Origin of the sequence: Humibacillus xanthopallidus (assembly GCF_006717145.1) — a bacterium.
Taxonomy (GTDB): Bacteria; Actinomycetota; Actinomycetes; order Actinomycetales; family Dermatophilaceae; genus Humibacillus; species Humibacillus xanthopallidus.
Map to the genome: position 1 here is coordinate 18,824 of NZ_VFQF01000001.1, position 17,968 is coordinate 36,791.

Consider the following 17,968-nt stretch of genomic DNA (forward strand, 5'->3'; position numbering starts at 1 on the left):
TCCTGACGGAGGGGGTGAGATGACGGCTGCGCGGCAGGACGTTGAACGGTCCGAGCAGGTGCGGGCGCTGGTGCGGGCGCAGGTGCTGGGGCCGACGATGGCAATCATGGCGACTGATCTCCGCTCGTTCGGCTGGATCCCCGAGACTTTTCAGGTTATTCCCGGGGTGGCCCGCCCACCGGCGAAATGACCGGATCGGGGCACACCGATGCTCACCCGGTCGGGGACGCGGACGCAGGCGTGGCCACGGACCCGGGCGGACGGCATACGGCCTGGTCGCTGGTGCGGAACCAGGGGAGCAGCTGGTGCGGAACCAGCGGAGGAGACGGTGCGTTGGTCGTTCCGTCAGGTGGACGGATAGCCTAGGCGGGTCCCGTGACCCATCGCGGGCGATGGAGCCCACCCACCGGGCGGGTCCACACGTTGAGTCGGGAGTGAGATCACCAGATGGCCGTCATCGAGAAGCTGCTTCGTGCCGGCGAAGGTCGGACCCTGAAGAGGCTCCAGGGCATCGCCAAGCAGGTCAACGCCCTCGAGGCCGACTTCGAGAAGCTCACGGACGAGGAGCTGCGCGACGAGACCAAGGGCTTCCGCGAGCGCCTCGACAACGGCGAGACCCTCGACATGCTCCTGCCCGAGGCCTTCGCCGCCGTGCGCGAGGCGAGCAAGCGCACCCTCGGCAAGCGGCACTTCGACGTGCAGATCATGGGTGGAGCGGCCCTGCACATGGGCAACGTCGCCGAGATGAAGACCGGTGAGGGCAAGACCCTCGTCGCGACGCTCCCGAGCTACCTCAACGCCCTGACCGGCAAGGGCGTCCACGTCATCACCGTCAACGACTTCCTCGCCGAGTACCAGTCCGAGCTCATGGGCCGCGTCCACCGCGCCCTCGGCATGGAGACCGGGTGCATCCTCGCGTCGATGACGCCCGAGCAGCGCCGGGCGGAGTACGCCAAGGACATCACCTACGGCACGAACAACGAGTTCGGCTTCGACTACCTGCGCGACAACATGGCCTGGGACCCGGCCGAGCTCGTGCAGCGCGGCCACCACTTCTGCATCGTCGACGAGGTCGACTCCATCCTCATCGACGAGGCCCGCACGCCGCTCATCATCTCCGGCCCGGCCGACCTCGCCACCAAGTGGTACGTCGAGTTCGCCCGGATCGTGCAGCGCCTGCACCGCGGTGAGGACGGCCGCGGCGACTACGAGGTCGACGAGAAGAAGCGCACCGTCGGCGTGCTCGAGTCGGGCATCGCCAAGGTCGAGGACCTGCTCGGCATCGACAACCTCTACGACACCGTCAACACCCCTCTCATCGGCTACCTCAACAACGCCATCAAGGCCAAGGAGCTGTTCAAGAAGGACAAGGACTACGTCGTCATGAACGGCGAGATCCTCATCGTCGACGAGCACACCGGCCGTATGCTGCCCGGCCGGCGCTACAACGAGGGCATGCACCAGGCCATCGAGGCGAAGGAGGGCGTCGAGATCAAGAACGAGAACCAGACGCTCGCCACGATCACCCTGCAGAACTACTTCCGCATGTACGACAAGCTCTCGGGCATGACCGGCACGGCCCAGACCGAGGCCGCCGAGCTCAACTCGATCTACAAGCTCGGTGTCATCCCGATCCCGACGAACCGACCGATGATCCGCAAGGACCAGGCCGACCTCGTCTACCGCACCGAGGTGGCGAAGTACAACGCCGTCGTCGACGACATCGCCGAGCGTCACGCCGAGGGCCAGCCGGTGCTCGTCGGCACGGTGTCGGTCGAGAAGAGCGAGTACCTCTCGCAGCAGCTGAAGAAGCGGGGGATCCGCCACGAGGTCCTCAACGCGAAGCAGCACGAGCGCGAGGCGACGATCGTCGCCGACGCCGGACGCAAGGGCGCCGTCACCGTCGCGACAAACATGGCCGGTCGAGGCACCGACATCATGCTCGGCGGCAACTCCGAGTTCCGAGCCGTCGCCGAGCTCAAGCGCCGCGGCCTCGACCCGCACGAGACGCCGGAGGAGTACGAAGCAGCCTGGGACGAGGCCCTGGCCAAGGCCGAGGCGGAGGTGGCCGCGGAGCACGAGCAGGTCACCGCGCTCGGCGGCCTCTACGTCCTCGGCACCGAGCGCCACGAGTCGCGCCGCATCGACAACCAGCTCCGTGGCCGCTCCGGCCGCCAGGGAGACCCGGGTGAGTCGCGGTTCTACCTCTCGCTCAACGACGACCTCATGCGCCTGTTCAACGCCGCCCTCGTCGACCGCTTCATGACGACGGCCGGCATGGAGGACGACGTGCCGATCGAGAGCAAGATGGTCACGAACTCGATCCAGAAGGCGCAGGGGTCGGTCGAGGCGCAGAACTACGAGATCCGCAAGAACGTCCTCAAGTACGACGACGTCATGAACCGCCAGCGTCAGGTCATCTACGAGGAGCGTCGGGCGGTGCTCGAGGGGGAGGACCTCCACGAGCAGCTGCGGATGTTCGTCAACGACGTCGTCGGGTCCTACGTCGACGCGGCAACGGCCGAGGGCTTCGCCGCTGACTGGGACCTCGAGCGGCTCTGGGAGGCCCTGCGCCAGGTCTACCCCGTCGGCATCACGATCGAGCAGGTGGAGGACCTCGCCGGCGGACGCCAGGCCATCTCGGCCGCCGTGCTCCGCGAGCAGTTGATGTCCGACGCCCACCACGCCTACGACCAGCGCGAGGAGGCCCTCGGCTCCGACACGATGCGCGAGGTCGAGCGCCGCGTCGTCCTCTCCGTGCTCGACCGCAAGTGGCGCGAGCACCTCTACGAGATGGACTACCTCCAGGAGGGCATCGGCCTGCGCGCGATGGCGCAACGCGACCCGCTCATCGAGTACCAGCGCGAGGGGTTCCAGCTCTTCGAGGCGATGATGGAGGCCATCAAGGAGGAGTCGGTCAGCCACCTGTTCTCCGTCGAGGTGCAGGTCGCGCAGCCGGCCGCGCCCGCCGTGGGCGCGGCGCCGATGTCCGTCGGCGACCTCGTCGGCGGCCTCGCCGCCGCGGCGCCGGGCGACAGTGCGGTCGCCTCCGGCGCGGACCACACGGGCGCGGCAGCCGACGACGAGAGCGGTCGCTCGTTCGCCCGCTCCGGCGTCCAGGTCTCCGGCGTCGACCTCCAGGACGGCCAGCGCCCGGCAGCCCTGCGCTACTCGGCTCCGGGTGAGGACGGCCACGTCGTCGAGACCGAGCCGCAGCGCACCGTGGAGCGACAGGCAGACCGACGCGGCAAGAAGGTCAAGCGCAAGCGCCGCTGAGAGCCGGCCGGCAGCCCGCCTGCCGCACGAGAACCGCGAGAAGGGTCCGTCCCCCTGGGGGACGGACCCTTCCCTGTCCGGGCTGTGTCGGCGCCGCTGTCTGGGCGTCTGGGCGTGTCCGCGAGGGCCGGCCGTCCGCGCATCGGTGCCACAGGACGTCGTGGCTCGGCCCGCTCGGCCACTCAGCCGATCGTCAGGGCCGTGACGACCCATCTGCCGTCGAGCCCCTCGAGGCGCATGGCGAGCGCCCGCACCCTGCCGTGCGCGACGACGACGGCGCAGGCCTCGACGACCCCGTCGGCGGGCTCGCACAGCCGGACCCGTCGGACCAGCGGAGACCGTTGCGCACCTGGCGTCCGGCGGCGTCCGGCGACCATGGACTGCCGGGCGAGCACGGAGTAGACGCTCGGCGCGGTGTGCCGGATCAGCTGAGGGGCAGGGCGCTGGCCGGACACGACCTCGATGACGGTCTGGGCGAGTCGGGGCACGAGAGGAGCGGGGTCGGGCAGGAGCGCCCGGCGCGTCGGTTGCGGCCCGAAGTCGTCCTCGTCGATCTGTGACTGGAAGTCGAGGGCAAGGGCGTCCTGGGAGTAGGGCTCCTGGCCGTACCAGGCCTCGTCGGCGCTGATGATCTCGGGCGCCGTCGCGGGGATCGGCCGCACCACGAAGCCCGCGACGATGCGGCCGACCTGGGCCCGACCACCGGCCGCCGCAGGCGCCGAGCTGGGCGCTGAGCCGGGCAGCGGCTCCGCGGCGGCCTCGCCTCCTCCACCGGCGGGCGTGCCGGGGGTCGTGCCGGGGGTCGTCGCCAGAGGTGTCATGAGAGGTCTCCTTCTCGAGGCGGGACGAGCTGCATGCCGGGTCGGATGAGGTCGGGGTCCTCGCCGATGACTGCGCGGTTCGCGGCGAACCACCGCGGCCACGCCCGCGCGACCTCCGCGTCGCTCGCGCCGGCTGCGAGGTGTCGTGCGGCGAGGGACCAGAGGCTGTCGCCTCGGCGCACCGTGACGGTGTCGAGCGCCGCGACGTCGGGCCGTGGTGGCGGTGCGAGGAGGCTGGACCCCGCCCTGTCGTGGGCCGGCAGCGGACGTGTGGGCCGGAAGCCGGGCGTGGCGTCGCCAGGTGTGTATGCCCGCTGGCTCGCAGCAGACCCGGGAGTCGTGTGGAAGCCCGGGCCCACTTCGCCGGTCGGGGCATAGCCGGGGCTGGCCTCGGGAGTCGGCTGGTAGCCCGGACTGCCGACGCCGGTCGGGGCGTAGCCGGGGTCGGGCACGGCCGCAGCCGTGCCCGGGTGCTCGGCGTGACGCGTCGCGCCGTCTGAGTTGCCGGGCATCGCATGCCCGACCGGCATGGGGGCGGCAACGGTGCCGACGACGCTGGCCGGAGGGAGCGCCATAGAGACGGTGGAGGTGCCGAGAGCGACAGTGAGCACCCGGCGCACGAGCAGGGGCGTCAGATGGTCGGCGAGTCGGCCGCACCCTCGACCGAGGGCGCCGGGGACCGTCGAGAGCAGGCCGAGGGCCGAGCCGAGAGCGAGCCAGCCCGCGAGCGCCATCCCCACCCAGGCCAGCACGACGACGAGCACCTCGTCCGGGCGCCGAGCCGACGAGCCCCAAAGTGCTCCGCCTCCGGTCGGCGACGAGGCCACGCCACGCAGCAGGGCGAGCGACAGGACGGACAGACCGAGCCCGAGGACGGACCGCAGGCCCGTCGCGGAGGGGTGGCGCACTGCTGACATTCGTTCATTCAATGCCGTTTGCTTGTGTTTGGTCAAGTATGAATGCGGCAGACTGTGGACACGATGGTTCTCGGCTGGCGCAGCCGGGTTCGGCGATGAAGGGTGGGCACATGCGGTGGGAGCGTCTCTTCGACGACCTGGAGGCTCAGCTTGCCTCCGACGACGCGCACGACCTCGAGTCGGAGATCGCCGACCGCACGCGCCGCGAGCGCGCCCTCATCGACCTGCACGCCCGGCTGCTCGCCAACGTCGGCGCGCGGGCCACCTGGTGGGTCGGCGGTGAGTCGCTCGCCGCCCAGGTGGTCGACGTCGGGCCGGACTGGGTCCTCGTCGAGCCGGCGCCGACCCGGCCCATCCTGCTCCGCCTCGGGGCGGTGCGGTCCGTGGCAGGTCTGCGGCGCGGCGCCCAGACGCCGTCAGTCGTGGCCCGGCGCTTCACCCTGGCCCTGGCGCTGGGAGCGATCAGCCGTGACCGCGCGCCGGTCGAGATCCGCGACGTCGACGGGAGGCTGCTCGTCGGCACCATCGACGTGGTGGGGGCCGACCACCTCGAGATCGCGGAGCACCCCGCCGATGCGCCGCGGCGACCGGCCAACATCACGTCGGTCGCGCTCGTGCCCTACGCGTCCTTGGCCTGGGTCCGCCGGGTCCGACCCGTCACCGCTGACGGCTGAGCACCCTGCCGTCAGTCCTCGACCGAGCCGCCGAAGGGATGCGCCTCGACGAAGGACCGGGTCTCGGCATACATCCGCTGGATGTAGGCCTCGAGCTCGGTGGCCTCGACGCGCCACTGGCCACGACCGCCGATCTTGATGGCGGGCAGCTCGCCGGACCGCACGAGGGCGTAGGCCTGGGCGGCGGAGATGTTGAGCACCTCGGACACCTCGGCGAGCTGCAGGAAGCGTTGGGTCACGCTCTCTCTCCTCCTCGTGGTCGTGCGACGGGCCGGTCCCATCGTAGGTCGCCGCCGTATGCCGCCGGGCCCGGTCTCCACAGCTGTGCAGCTCGCCGCGCGCAACGTCCCCTCGTGTTGCAGGATGTGGTCGCACTCACCGCGCACATTGCACGACACATCACACGACACGGCCCGACGCCGCACGACATCGCACGACCTCAGGGGACATCGCATGACCGAGCTTGCCCGACCCACCGCCAAGAGACTTCAGCGGCCTTCGTGGCGTGACAGCCGGCTCGTCGCGGGCGTGCTCCTCGTGCTCGTCGCGGCGACCCTCGGCGCCAAGGCGGTCGCGAGCGCCGACGACCGGGTGCCCGTCTGGGCCGCGGCCGCCGACCTCGTCGTGGGCGACCGGGTCGACGCGGCGTCCTTCACCCGGGTCGACGTGCTGCTCGCCGACGGCTCCGTGCCGTACCTGTCGGCAGACGCCCCCGCACCCACGGGGAGCTTCGTCGTTCGTGACGTCAGGGCCGGCGAGCTCGTGCCCGCGTCAGCCGTGGGGAGCCCGACCGACGTCGACGTGCGCCGGGTCACGGTGCGCGCCGACTCCGCGTCGACCGCCGGGTTGGCCCGCGGGAGCCGGGTCGACGTCTTCGTCACCCCCAAGGCTGCGACCGGCGGCGACGCCGAGCCGCCTCGAACGACGCGCCTCATCGAGGCGGCCGGAGTCGCTGCGGTCTCCACGACCACGGGAGGGCTCGGCGCCAACGCGACGACCTCGGTGCAGCTCTACGTCCCGGCCGCCACCGTGCAGGACCTCGTCGAGGCGGTCGACGGCGACGCCAAGCTGACCCTGGTGCCGGTGGCCGGCTCGGTCGGCGGTGGTGGCGCGTGACCGACGTCATCACCGGGCTCGGACCCCGCTGGGAGGCGCAGGTCGCGACGTCGCTCGAGCGGGTCCCGGGGGTGACGATCGCACGCCGCTGCGCCGACGTCGCCGAGCTGCTCTCCGTCGCCGAGGCGGGGGTGGGGCAGGTCGCCGTCGTCTCGCACGACCTGCGCGGTCTCGACCTCGACGTGGTGGCGCGCCTGCGGGCCAAGGGGATCCGCGTCATCGGCCTCCACCCCGCCGACGACGAGCCGGCGCAGAAGCGGTTGCGGCAGCTCTCCGTCCGGACCCTCCTGCCCCTCGACGCAGCGGTCGGTGACCTCGGCGACGCCTTCGACCCCGCAAGGGCCGACGGCTCCGGCACCGAGGGCATCGATGGCGTCCCGGGCGTCGGGCGGAGCGGCACGCAGAACGGCAACTCCTCCGGCGACGGCGCCGCCGACCCCGTCTCCAGCGTCGTCCTCGGAGGCCCCGGCGACGCGGACCTCCCTGACGAGTGGACCGGTTGGCGGCCACGCGGCGACGGCGTCGACCCCGCCGATCGTGACGACGACGGCATCGACCCCGCCGGCCGCGCCAACGGAGCCAACCGAGCCGACCGAGCCGACCGCGCCGACCGAGCCGACCGAGCCGACCGAGCCGACCGTGCCGACCGTGCCGACCGTGCCGACCGCATCGACGCCGTTCCCGAACGGGGACGGATCGTCGCCGTCTGGGGGCCGACCGGCGCACCAGGACGCACCACGGTCGCGACGACGCTCGCGGCGGAGGTGGCCTCGCGCGGCGGGGAGGTGCTCCTCGTCGACGCCGACACCTACGGCGGCTGCATCGCCCAGGCGCTGGGCCTGCTCGACGAGGCACCCGGGATCGCGGCGGCCTGCCGTGCGTCCGAGCAGGGCGCCCTCGACCTGCCCGCACTCGCCGCCCTCGCACCCCAGGTGCTCCCCGGCCTGCGGGTGCTGACCGGACTGCCCAAGGCCGAGCGCTGGCCCGAGGTGCGGGCCGCTGCGCTCGAGCGTGTCCTCGAGCTCAGCCGCTCGCTCGTGTCGCTCGTCGTCGTCGACTGCGGCTTCTGCCTCGAGGACGACGAGGAGCTGAGCTACGACACCGTCGCTCCCCGGCGAAACGAGGCCACCCTGACGAGCCTCGCTGCAGCCGACACGGTCGTGGCGGTCGGGGGAGCCGACCCCGTGGCCCTCCAACGGTTCGTGCGAGGACTCCAGGAGCTCGGCACCGTGCCGTCGCCCCCGCCGCTTCCCGTCGTCAACCGGGTGCGCAGCGCCTCGGTCGGGTCGCGTCCCGAGGCCCGCATCGCTGCGTCCCTGCAGCGCTTCGCCGGTCTCGAGGAGGTGCGCTTCGTTCCGGACGACCCCGCGGCGGTCGATGCCGCGGTGCTGGCCGGCCGCTCCATCGTCGAGCAGTCACCGGAGTCGCCGGTCCGCTCGGCGGTCGGCGACCTCGCCTCCGTGGTCGCGCCGTGGACGGCGCCCACGGCGCGCCGGCGGCGACCTCGTGGCCTCAGAGCGCTGTCACGCCGTTGACGAGCACGATGACACCGAGCACGGCGAGCACGACAGCGCTGAGGACGCTGGCCCTGGCCTGGAGCCACTCGTCGCCGCGGGCGAGCGCGCGGCCCGCGCCCTCGCCGCCGGCCACCCGGTAGATCGCGGGGCCGGCGACGCCGATCGATCCCACGAGGGCGAAGAGGACCACCGCAGGCACCTGGTCGGCCGGAGCCACGGAGGCCGCGAGCATCGACGACGCGCCGCTCGCGATGATCGCGAGGTTCTTCGGGTTGAGCGCCCCGAGGCCGAGACCCGTGGCGAAGGCCTGACGGGTGCTCCACCCGCCGACGCCCTTCATCCAGCCGGGCTGCTTCGCCGAGCCGCGGGCCTGCCACGAGCGGACGGCCAGCACGAGCAGGGCGATGCCGGCGACGATGCGCACCCACGCGAGCACCGCCGATGACGTGGTGCCGGGCGCGTCGAGGCCGTCCGAACCGCCAGTGCCGTCTGCCACCGCCACCGCGACGTCGGACACCGCGACGACGACGCCCAGCGCGGCCGCGAGGCCGAGCGCCCACCCGCCCGCGAAGCCGAGGCCGACGGGGGCCGGGCGCGACGAGGCGAGCACGAAGGCCAGCACCACGACGGGCACCCCGGCGAGGGCGACCGCTCCTCCATAGGTCAGTGCCACGAGGAGGGCCGCGCCCAGGTCCGAGGTCATGGCGTGAGCCTAGGCACGATCGCTACGGCGTGAAGAGGATGGTCAGCCCGCCGACCGTGTAGAGGATCATGACGACCATGAGCGGCACCTGGCCGATGATCGCGGCGCGGTGCGGCAGGACGGTGATGGCCCGCTCGTGGGCGGCGAGCACGCCGAGCAGGTGGCCGATGACGATGCTGACGGCCTGGATGGTCGCGACGAGCGTCGGCTGGATGAGGGCGTCGGCCGGCACGAGCCCCGCCGTGCCGAGCCAGTCGACGCCAATGCCGAGCGGGTCGCTCAGCAGCTGCCAGGTCACCTGCCCCTGGTAGACCCAGAGCGACCAGTAGTGCGCGATGACGTAGCCGCCGGCGATGGGGATGAGCGACGGCGCCATGTCGCTGACGAAGCTCACCGACTGCCGCAGTGGCTCGCCCGCGAGCCGCACCGAGACCGCCGACGCCAGCCACAGGGTCAGCGCGACGAGCCCGAAGAACCCGATGAGGGTGACGGTCCGCAGCAGTGACGAGGGCAGCGGCGAGCTCTGCACGAAGGTCGCCCACCCGAGGTTCGCCGAGAAGCCGTCGTATGCCGTCCCGCCGAGCATCACGGCCACGGTGGCCACGAGCCCCCGCTGGCCGCGCAGCGTGTTGACGCCGTGCAGGGGGGTGCGGAGCACCCATCGCCCGTCGTCGCGCCGGCCGAGCGGGGCGAGGAGGCCGAGCAGCCGAGACCACGCCTCGAACGGGTCCGCGTAGTCGAACCACGTGCGACCGAACACCGCAGCGCCGAGCAGCGACAGGGCGAAGAAGGACGCGATGAGCAGGCGCAGGAAGCCGAGCGAGGTGTTCTCCTCGGCGACGAGCTCGACCCACGTGAACGTGCCGAGCCCCAGGGCAGCCGGCCACAGCCCCCACCGGTAGGGCAGGACGGCGAGGTCGGGCGACACCCGGGCCAGTCGCAGCACACCGGCGTGGAGCATCCGCACGGGGTTGATGACCCGCCAGACCGGCCCGAGAAGCATCGAGGCGAAGGCGAGGCCCACCCAGAACCACACGTAGACGACGTGCGGCACCGGGTTGAGGGCCGAGTCGGGTCCGAAGACGAGGGCGAAGAGGGTCCACAGCGTGAGCACGACCGCGAGCACCTGGGCCGCGAGCCGCAACCACCGCGAGTCGAGCACCCGGGCGAGCCAGCCCGGCAGCAGCAGCCCGTCGCTCTCGCGCAGCCGCGGCTCGCGCCACAGGAAGCCGATCGCGACGAACGAGATGAGCAGGGCGGCGCCGGCCGCGACGACGAGTGCCGCGAAGGGCAGCGGCAGGTCGCCCCTGCTGCCGACCCCGTGGGCGGGCAGCGCTGCGGACCAGCCCGCGAGAGACTCCCGCCCGGTCACCGAACGGCGACGGTGAGCAGGGTCAGTGCGGGCTCGTGCGTCTCGACCTCGTAGCGGCCGGGCTCCTTCGCCGTGAGCCGCAGCGTCGTCGGCACGCCGGCCTTGAGCGTGGCCTCCTGGTCGAAGCCGTGCGCGTGCAGCTCGTCGTCGTGGTCGCTCGTCACGACGAGCTCCAGCGTGCTGCCGACGGGCAGCTCGACCTGGGCCGGCGCCGGGGTCACCGTGGTGCCCGTGATCGTCACCTCGAGGCGCTTGACGGTGCCCGTCGCGCTGGAGACCGACGACCCCGTGGACCCGCTGTCCGAGGCGCACCCGGCCACCCCGGTGAGCGAGCCCGCGAGCACGAGGGCGGTGACGGCATACGGGATGGGGCGAAACGAGCGCATGGCCACGATCCTAGGTCGGGGCGTCTGGCAGAGTGTCACCATGTCCGACCGGCTGACCTCGCTCGACGCGTCATTCCTCTATCTCGAGGAGTCGACGACGGCGATGCACGTCGGCTCCGTCATGGTCTTCCAACCCCCGCGCGAGGGGTTCGACTACGACCAGCTGGTCGGCATCATCGAGAGCCGCATCGGGGCGATCCCGCGCTTCCGCCAGAAGGTGCGTGACGTGCCGGGGCGCATCGCCAACCCCGTGTGGGTCGACGACGAGGGCTTCGACATGAGCTACCACGTGCGGCGGGCCGGTCTGCCGCGCCCGGGCAGCGAGGAGCAGCTGCAGGACTTCGTGGCCCGGGTGCAGCCGCGCAAGCTCGACCGCACCCGTCCGCTCTGGGAGGTCTACCTCGTCGAGGGTCTGCAGGACGGCCGCTTCGCGATCGTCACGAAGACCCACTACTCCCTCATCGACGGCGTCAACGCCCTCGACATCGCCCACGTGATCGTCGACGCCGTGAAGGGTGAGGGCGAGGGCCTCGAGCCCGTGCCCTGGGAGCCGAGCCGGGCTCCGAGCTCGGCCGAGCTGCTGACCGAGGCGGTCGTCGACGCGGTGCGCCGCCCCACCCAGGTCGTCGACCTCGTGCGCGGTGGCCTCAACGACGTGCTCAACGTCGGCCTGCGCGCTGCCGAGTCCGCGGGCACGCTGCTGTCGGCCGTCGCCCGAACGGCCGCGCGGCCGGCGCCCGACTCGCCGCTCAACGCCGAGGTCGGCACGGCACGTCGGTGGGTCATGGTCTCGACCGACCTCGACGACTACCGCACGGTGCGGGGGCGCCTCGCCCGCGGCGCCTATGCCGAGGACGTCACGATCAACGACGTCGTCCTCGCGACGATCGCCGGCGGACTGCGCACCTGGCTGCTGGGACGCGGCGAGGCGGTCAGCGGGCCCACGGTGGTGCGGGCGATGGTGCCGGTCAGCATCTACGGCGACGACCCCGCGGGCATGTATGCCAACCAGGTCATGGCCTGCGTCGTCAACCTGCCCGTCGGCGAGCCGGGCGCCTCGATGCGGCTGCACCAGATCGCCTTCGCGATGCGCCAGCAGATGGAGGGTGGTCAGGCCGTCGGGGCCTCCTCGCTCGCCAACCTCGCCGGCTTCGCGCCGCCGACGCTGCACGCGCTGGGCGCGCGGCTCGGCTCGGCCATGTCGCGCCGGCTCTACAACGTCATGATCACCAACGTTCCCGGGCCGCAGAGCCCGCTCTACGCCGGCGACGCCAAGATGCTCTCGACCTTCCCCGTCATGCCGCTCGCGAAGGGGCAGGCGCTCTCGATCGGCATCACGTCCTACGACGGAGGGGTCTACTACGGCCTCAACGCCGACCGCGAGGCCATGCCCGACGTCGACGACCTCGGCTCCTCGATCCTCGAGTCCCTCGCGGAGCTGACGAGTGGGCGGGAGTCCTGATGGCCGTCGTCCGCGTCTACGTGCCGCTCGCGCGGACTGACCTCGAGCAGCTCGCGACGGCGGGCAGCCTCCCGGCGGGGCAGGGCGCCCCTGTCTCCGCGTATGCCGTGACGTCGGCCCTGCGATCGCGTGCCCCCGGTCTCGACGTCGAGGATCTCGAGTACGCCGCCTTCAGCGACGCGGTCGCGGCGGCCGCCTCGGTGCGGTCCTCGCCACGGCACCGTCGGGTCGTCGCGGCGGCCGACGCCGACCCGGCCTGGCTCGTCCAGGGGGTCGGGGAGCCGGCCTCGAGCGTCGTCCTCGTCGCGCCGCTGCCGCTCTCTCGCGTCGCCTCCTTCCACATCGACGACGAGTCGGCGGTCGGTGTCGCCGACGAGGAGGCCGACGAGCTGCTCTGGTACGACGTGACTGAGCTCGACGACGTCCGCTCCTTCCTCGGCTGACGGCGCCCTCGGTGAGCGGGCAGCCCGCAGGGGGCAGGCCGGGCGACGAGCTCGTCGCCCGCTACGACGCGCGGGGCCACGTCGTGGGGGAGGTCGTGCGCTCGGTCATGCGTCGCGAGAACCTCTGGCACGCAGCGTCTTCCGTCGTGGTGCGCGACCCGCTGGGGCGCATCTACCTCCACCGGCGCACTCCGACCAAGGACGTCTATCCCGGTCTGCTCGACTTCGCGGCCGGAGGTGTCGTGCTCGCCGGAGAGGACCCGGGTCTCGGTGCCGTCCGCGAGGTGGAGGAGGAGCTCGGGGTGCACGGGGTGGCGCTCGAGCCGGTCGGCGTCGTGGCCTACGAGGACGCGCACACCCGCTACCACGCCCACCGCTTCACGGTCGAGTGGGACGGCCCGATCCGGTGGCAGCCCGAGGAGGTCGTCGGGGGCGAGTGGGTCGACCTGGACGCGCTCGTCCGGCGCCTGGACGACGACCCAGCGACGGTCGTGCCCGACAGCGCCGCCGTCTGGGGCGACGTGCTGCGCGGCTGGCAGGCCGCCCGGCGCGGGTGACGTCGCGACCGGGACCCTTGAGGAACCCGAACGATCGTGCTTTTATTGACCCATGAGCAAGGGTGACGAGACGAGGACCGCGATCCTCGACGAGGCGGCGGAGCTCGCCTCGCTCGTCGGGCTGGGCGGCCTCACCATCGGCACCCTCGCCGCGGCGACGAAGCTGAGCAAGAGCGGGCTCTATGCCCACTTCGCGTCGAAGGAGGCCCTCCAGGTGCAGGTCCTCGAGCATGCCCGTGGACGGTTCACCGATGTCGTCATGCGTCCCACCCTGGCCGCGCCGCGGGGGGAGCCCCGGCTTCGGGAGTTCTTCGACCAGTGGCTGCGGTGGCAGTCGGAGGCCTTCGACGGCGGCTGCATCTTCGTCGTGGCCGCCACGGAGTTCGACGACCAGGAGGGCCCGGTCCGCGACGAGCTGCTCCGAGCCGAGCGCGACAAGCTCGAGTCGGTGACCCTCATCGTGGGCACCGCCGTCAGCGAAGGGCACTTCCGACCCGATGTCGATGCCGAGCAGGTCGCCTACGAGCTCGAGGGCATCCTGCTGGCTCACCAGCACGCATGCCGCCTCATGCGCGACTCCGGCGCGGAGGCGCGCGCCCGGCGAGCCTTCGAGCGGCTCGTCGCTGACTGCCACCCCGTCGCGCCGACCGGCTGACGGGTCGACCCACGCGCAAGGAGCTTGACATGACAGTTGCATCGATGCGGAAAAGCACGATCGATCGTGCAATTATGCAACAGGGGATGGCGCTGGCCGAGCGCATCGCACCGGCTCTCGGGGCGCGCCTCGTCAACCGCAGCTGGTTCCGGGTGCCGGCGGCGCCCTCCCGTCACCCCGACGCGGGCGCAACGCCGATCGAGGAGCTGCTCGGCAGCCCCTTCGAGGTCGCCCTCCACGGGCGCAGCGTCCGCGGCTGGTTCTGGGGCGCGGGCCCGGTGGTCTACCTCGTGCACGGCTGGGGCGGGTCCCTCGAGCAGCTCACCCCACTGGTGACCCCCCTCACCCGGCGGGGACTGCAGGTGGTGGCCTTCGACGGGCTGAGCCATGGCCGCTCCGACCCCGGCGCCCACGGCCCCCGGTCGAGCCACGCCGTCGAGCTCGGCCGGTCGCTCGACGCCGTGGCGGCCCGCTTCGGGCCGTCCCGGGCCGTCGTCGCGCACTCGCTGGGCGGCCTGTCGACCCTGCTGGCCCTGCGCGACGGGTGGCTCGGCACCGAGCGTCTCGTGCTCGTCGCCCCCGTGAGCGGGGTGCCCGAGGTCCTCGGGCGCCTCAGGGGCGAGCTGGGCTTCGGCGACCGCGTCGAGCGACGCCTGCGCGCCCTCGCCGAGCGCCGCACGGGGTATGCCGTGAGCGACCTCGAGCTCGCCCGGCTCGCGGGTGCGATCGAGCGTCCGAGGCTGCTCGTCGTCCACGACCTGCTGGATCGCGAGGCGCCCCACGCCGCCTCCGTGCGTCTCGTCAGGGAGTGGGCGGGGGCCGAGCTCTACTCGACTTCCGGTCTGGGGCACCGGCGCGTCCTCGCAGACCCCGCCGTCGGTGGGGCGGTCGCGAGGTTCGTCGACCGGCTGCCGGTGGAGCCGAGCCTGCACGCCGGTGAGCCGCGCGCTCCCTGGCCGCTCGGCGCTGCAGACGGCCAGACGGAGGCCCGGTCTGCCGCACGGGTCGCCTGAGCGTCCACCCACTGGGCCGGGGGAGTCGGTGGCGCCCCGTCGCTTGTTACGTTGCTCTGATGGACTTCACGGCTGACGAGTACGCCCGACGCGATGCCGACCGACTCCGCGAGGTGCTCGCCGGGCCACCGGTGACGTGGGTGTTCCTCGGCGACAGCATCACGCAGGGGGTGCACCACACCCGCGGCAGGCGAGGCTACGTCGAGCACTTCGCAGAGCGGGTGCGCGGCGAGCTGGGGCGGCGCAGCGACGCCGTCATCAACTCCGGCGTCTCGGGCACGACCACCGACGACCTCCTGCCTGAGTTCCACTGGCGCGCGGGGCGGTTCGCGCCCGACGTCGTCTTCGTGATGTTCGGGACCAACGACCAGACCGCTGGTCCCGACGGCATCCGCGGCTTCCGCTACCGCCTCGACCAGATCGTGCAGCGCTCGCGCGACGTCGGCGCGATGGTCGTGCTCCAGACGCCGCCGCCCGTCGAGGCCGACGGCGACCGCTCGCCCGAGCTGGCGGAGTCCTACGCGCAGGCCGTCCGCCAGGTCGGTGACGACCTCGGGGTCCTCGTGGTCGACCACGCAGCGGCCTGGAGTGCTGCGGCCGAGCGCAGCGGTGCAGCAACCGCGCCGGACGGCTGGCTCGACGATGCCTTCCACCCGAGCGCCCGCGGTCACCACGAGCTGGCCCTCACGCTCTTCTCCGGCCTCGGCATCGCCGACGCGTCGAGCGAGGTCTGCTCGCTCGTGATCGACGAGTCCGTCGGCGCCAGCGCCTGAGCCACCCCGGAGCGCCTGGACTCCCCGCCACTCAGGGGTGGATCAGGGTCGGATCAGGGCCGACCCCAGCAGCGCACGGGGGCGGGAGGCGGGACGATGGAGCCATGACACAACCGATTCCCTCCCCGCAGGGCCAGGGCCTGCCCGCCACCACGGCCGAGGAGCGCACCTGGGCGATCCTCGGCCACCTCGCCGCCGTCATCGCCGCCGTCATCTCGGCGGGGTGGCTCAGCATCGTGGGTCCGCTCGTGATCTGGGCGCTCTACAAGGACAAGAGCGCCTTCGTGCGACAGGCCGCGGCCGGCGCCTTCAACTTCAACCTCGCCGTGTGGGCCGCCGTCATCGTCGGCTGGATCATGTTCTTCACGGTCATCCTCATCCCTGTCGCGCTCATCGTGTGGCTGGTCGCGGTCGTCGCCGCCCTCGTCTTCCACATCAAGGCCGCTCTTGCTGCGAACCGCGGCGAGCTCTACCACTACCCGTGGGCCATCACGGTCCTGCGCTGAGGCACCTTCCCCGGGGATCTGACCGGGGCCTTGCAGGCATGGAACGATGGGGTGGCCGCTCACGAGGCGGCCACCCCATCGCGCGCCGGCTCGGCCCGCGCGCGCCCCGTGCTACAGCAGGAGAAGGTCGATGGATGCAGTGACGCACGTGCCCGCGCCGGTCAACGAGACGGTGCTCGACTACGCCCCGGGGTCGTCTGAGCGCGCCTCGCTCGAGGTGGCGCTGGCCGAGCTCGGGAGCTCGTCAGTCGAGCTGCCCCACGTCATCGACGGGCAGCGGGTGACCGGCACCGGCCGTGCGGTGGCCGTGCGGCAGCCGCACGCGCACCGCTCGGTGCTCGGCACCCTGCGCAACGCCACCGTCAAGGAGGGGCAGGCCGCGGTCGACGCGGCCAAGGCTGCCGCCCCGATGTGGCGCGAGCTCGCCTTCGACGACCGCGCAGCGATCCTCCTCAAGGCGGCGGAACTGCTCTCCGGCCCGTGGCGCGCCCGGCTCAACGCGGCGACCATGCTCGGGCAGAGCAAGACGGCCTACCAGGCCGAGATCGACAGCGCCTGCGAGCTCATCGACTTCTGGCGGCTCAACGTCCACTTCGCGCGTCAGATCCTCGAGGAGCAGCCGCCGCTCAACACCAAGGGCATCTGGAACCGCTCCGACTACCGCTCGCTCGAGGGCTTCGTCTACGCGATCACGCCCTTCAACTTCACGGCGATCGCCGGCAACCTGCCGACCGCGCCGGCCCTCATGGGCAACACGGTCGTCTGGAAGCCTTCTCCCACACAGCAGTTCGCGGCGTCACTCACGATGCAGCTGCTCGAGGAGGCGGGCATGCCGCCGGGTGTCATCAACATGGTGACCGGCGACGGGATCAACGTCTCCAAGGCGGCGCTCGCCGACCCCGACCTCGCCGGCATCCACTTCACCGGCTCGACGCCGACGTTCCAGCACCTCTGGTCCGAGGTCGGCTCCAACCTCGGCCGCTACCGCACCTACCCGCGACTCGTCGGCGAGACGGGTGGCAAGGACTTCATCCTCGCCCACCCGAGCGCCGACCCGGCCGTCCTGCGCACCGCGATGATCCGGGGCGCCTTCGAGTTCCAGGGCCAGAAGTGCTCGGCCGCCTCCCGCGCCTACGTGCCGGCGTCGCTGTGGAAGCAGATCAAGGCTGACCTCGTCGAGATCACCAACGGGCTGTCGCAGGGCGATGTCACCGACCTGTCGAACTTCATGGGTGCCGTCATCGACGACCGGGCCTTCGCCAAGCACAAGGACGCCATCGACCGCGCCCACGCCACGTCGGGCATCGACGTCATCGCCGGTGGCACCTACGACGACTCGGTGGGCTACTTCGTACGCCCGACCGTCCTCGAGATCAAGGACGCCTCCGACGAGTCGTTCCGCACCGAGTACTTCGGCCCGATCCTGTCGGTGCACGTCTACCCGGACCGCCAGTACGACCGGGTGCTCGACCAGATGGAAGGCTTCGCCCCCTTCGCCCTCACCGGGTCGATCATCGCCCAGGACCGCCGGGTCATCGCCGACGCGACGAAGCGGCTGCGCTTCGCGGCCGGCAACTTCTACATCAACGACAAGCCGACCGGTGCCGTCGTCGGTCAGCAGCCCTTCGGTGGGGGCCGCGCCTCGGGCACGAACGACAAGGCCGGCGCGGCGCAGAACCTCCTGCGGTGGACGAGCGTCCGCTCGATCAAGGAGACGTTCGTGCCCCCGACCGCTCACGCCTACCCCCACATGGGCTGACGCTGTGCCGACGGGCCT

The 17,968-nt window shown here is 72.1% G+C and carries 19 protein-coding genes; 13 read left to right on the plus strand and 6 right to left on the minus strand.

Going from position 1 to position 17,968, the window contains the following annotated elements; all coding sequences use genetic code 11:
- The first annotated feature begins 19 nt into the window (after nt 1-19).
- Entirely contained in the window at nt 20-190 is a 171-nt protein-coding gene (locus FHX52_RS23665; RefSeq protein ID WP_185747013.1) for a hypothetical protein, read from the plus strand.
- 257 nt (nt 191-447) lie between these two features.
- Complete coding sequence (secA, locus tag FHX52_RS00060) at nt 448-3,276, plus strand: preprotein translocase subunit SecA (protein WP_141818841.1); 2,829 nt, start codon at nt 448-450, stop codon at nt 3,274-3,276.
- A 182-nt stretch (nt 3,277-3,458) separates the two neighbouring features.
- Here secA and FHX52_RS23670 read toward each other — a convergent pair whose 3' ends face one another.
- A complete protein-coding gene (locus FHX52_RS23670; protein ID WP_185747015.1) occupies nt 3,459-4,097 on the minus strand; it encodes an Rv3235 family protein in 639 nt (212 codons plus the stop codon).
- Entirely contained in the window at nt 4,094-5,014 is a 921-nt protein-coding gene (locus FHX52_RS23675) for a LysM peptidoglycan-binding domain-containing protein (RefSeq protein WP_185747016.1), read from the minus strand. The genes FHX52_RS23670 and FHX52_RS23675 overlap by 4 nt, the downstream gene beginning before the upstream one ends.
- A 110-nt stretch (nt 5,015-5,124) precedes the next feature.
- On the opposite strand from FHX52_RS23675, the gene FHX52_RS00070 reads away from it, so the two are divergent.
- Nucleotides 5,125-5,688: a hypothetical protein gene (locus FHX52_RS00070; protein ID WP_141818845.1), complete on the plus strand. Its 564-nt coding sequence runs from the start codon at nt 5,125-5,127 to the stop codon at nt 5,686-5,688.
- An 11-nt stretch (nt 5,689-5,699) separates the two neighbouring features.
- Here the strand turns inward: FHX52_RS00070 and FHX52_RS00075 are convergent, their stop codons facing one another.
- Nucleotides 5,700-5,927: a helix-turn-helix domain-containing protein gene (locus tag FHX52_RS00075; protein ID WP_141818847.1), complete on the minus strand. Its 228-nt coding sequence runs from the start codon at nt 5,925-5,927 to the stop codon at nt 5,700-5,702.
- 214 nt (nt 5,928-6,141) lie between these two features.
- Here FHX52_RS00075 and FHX52_RS00080 point away from each other — a divergent pair, with 214 nt between their 5' ends.
- Both FHX52_RS00080 and FHX52_RS00085 read left to right on the plus strand, forming a co-directional pair.
- Complete coding sequence (locus FHX52_RS00080; protein WP_141818850.1) at nt 6,142-6,804, plus strand: CpaB family protein; 663 nt, start codon at nt 6,142-6,144, stop codon at nt 6,802-6,804.
- Nucleotides 6,801-8,339: a CpaE/TadZ family protein gene (locus FHX52_RS00085; RefSeq protein WP_141818852.1), complete on the plus strand. Its 1,539-nt coding sequence runs from the start codon at nt 6,801-6,803 to the stop codon at nt 8,337-8,339. Before FHX52_RS00080 ends, FHX52_RS00085 begins: the two co-directional genes overlap by 4 nt.
- Here the strand turns inward: FHX52_RS00085 and FHX52_RS00090 are convergent.
- From FHX52_RS00090 to FHX52_RS00100, 3 genes are read right to left on the minus strand one after another with little or no spacing between them, the layout of a single operon-like run.
- Nucleotides 8,317-9,024 carry a GAP family protein gene (locus tag FHX52_RS00090; RefSeq protein WP_141818854.1) on the minus strand — a complete coding sequence of 236 codons (708 nt, stop codon included), beginning with the start codon at nt 9,022-9,024 and terminating at the stop codon, nt 8,317-8,319. The genes FHX52_RS00085 and FHX52_RS00090 overlap by 23 nt on opposite strands.
- 22 nt (nt 9,025-9,046) lie before the next feature.
- Nucleotides 9,047-10,396, minus strand: a complete 1,350-nt coding sequence (locus tag FHX52_RS00095; protein ID WP_246069535.1) for a hypothetical protein — start codon at nt 10,394-10,396, stop codon at nt 9,047-9,049.
- The gene (locus FHX52_RS00100; protein ID WP_246069536.1) at nt 10,393-10,782 is read right to left on the minus strand and encodes a cupredoxin domain-containing protein; all 390 of its coding nucleotides are present in this window, start codon (nt 10,780-10,782) and stop codon (nt 10,393-10,395) included. The genes FHX52_RS00095 and FHX52_RS00100 overlap by 4 nt, the downstream gene beginning before the upstream one ends.
- A gap of 40 nt (nt 10,783-10,822) precedes the next feature.
- On the opposite strand from FHX52_RS00100, the gene FHX52_RS00105 reads away from it, so the two are divergent.
- From FHX52_RS00105 to pruA, 8 genes are all read left to right on the plus strand, one after another.
- On the plus strand, nt 10,823-12,244 hold the full coding sequence (locus FHX52_RS00105; RefSeq protein ID WP_141818856.1) for a WS/DGAT/MGAT family O-acyltransferase: 1,422 nt from the start codon (nt 10,823-10,825) through the stop codon (nt 12,242-12,244).
- Nucleotides 12,244-12,687 (plus strand): DUF6912 family protein, encoded by a 444-nt coding sequence (locus FHX52_RS23680; RefSeq protein WP_185747017.1) that lies wholly within the window; start codon nt 12,244-12,246, stop codon nt 12,685-12,687. The genes FHX52_RS00105 and FHX52_RS23680 overlap by 1 nt, the downstream gene beginning before the upstream one ends.
- An 11-nt stretch (nt 12,688-12,698) precedes the next feature.
- The gene (locus FHX52_RS00115; RefSeq protein WP_246069537.1) at nt 12,699-13,244 is read left to right on the plus strand and encodes an NUDIX hydrolase; all 546 of its coding nucleotides are present in this window, start codon (nt 12,699-12,701) and stop codon (nt 13,242-13,244) included.
- A gap of 52 nt (nt 13,245-13,296) precedes the next feature.
- On the plus strand, nt 13,297-13,899 hold the full coding sequence (locus FHX52_RS00120; protein WP_141818858.1) for a TetR/AcrR family transcriptional regulator: 603 nt from the start codon (nt 13,297-13,299) through the stop codon (nt 13,897-13,899).
- A 74-nt stretch (nt 13,900-13,973) separates the two neighbouring features.
- Entirely contained in the window at nt 13,974-14,912 is a 939-nt protein-coding gene (locus FHX52_RS00125) for an alpha/beta hydrolase (RefSeq protein ID WP_185747018.1), read from the plus strand.
- A gap of 59 nt (nt 14,913-14,971) precedes the next feature.
- Nucleotides 14,972-15,685: an SGNH/GDSL hydrolase family protein gene (locus FHX52_RS00130; protein ID WP_141818862.1), complete on the plus strand. Its 714-nt coding sequence runs from the start codon at nt 14,972-14,974 to the stop codon at nt 15,683-15,685.
- 104 nt (nt 15,686-15,789) lie between these two features.
- Nucleotides 15,790-16,191 (plus strand): DUF4870 domain-containing protein, encoded by a 402-nt coding sequence (locus FHX52_RS00135; RefSeq protein WP_141818864.1) that lies wholly within the window; start codon nt 15,790-15,792, stop codon nt 16,189-16,191.
- 130 nt (nt 16,192-16,321) lie between these two features.
- Entirely contained in the window at nt 16,322-17,950 is a 1,629-nt protein-coding gene (pruA, locus tag FHX52_RS00140; RefSeq protein WP_141818866.1) for an L-glutamate gamma-semialdehyde dehydrogenase, read from the plus strand.
- Nucleotides 17,951-17,968: the final 18 nt, after the last annotated feature.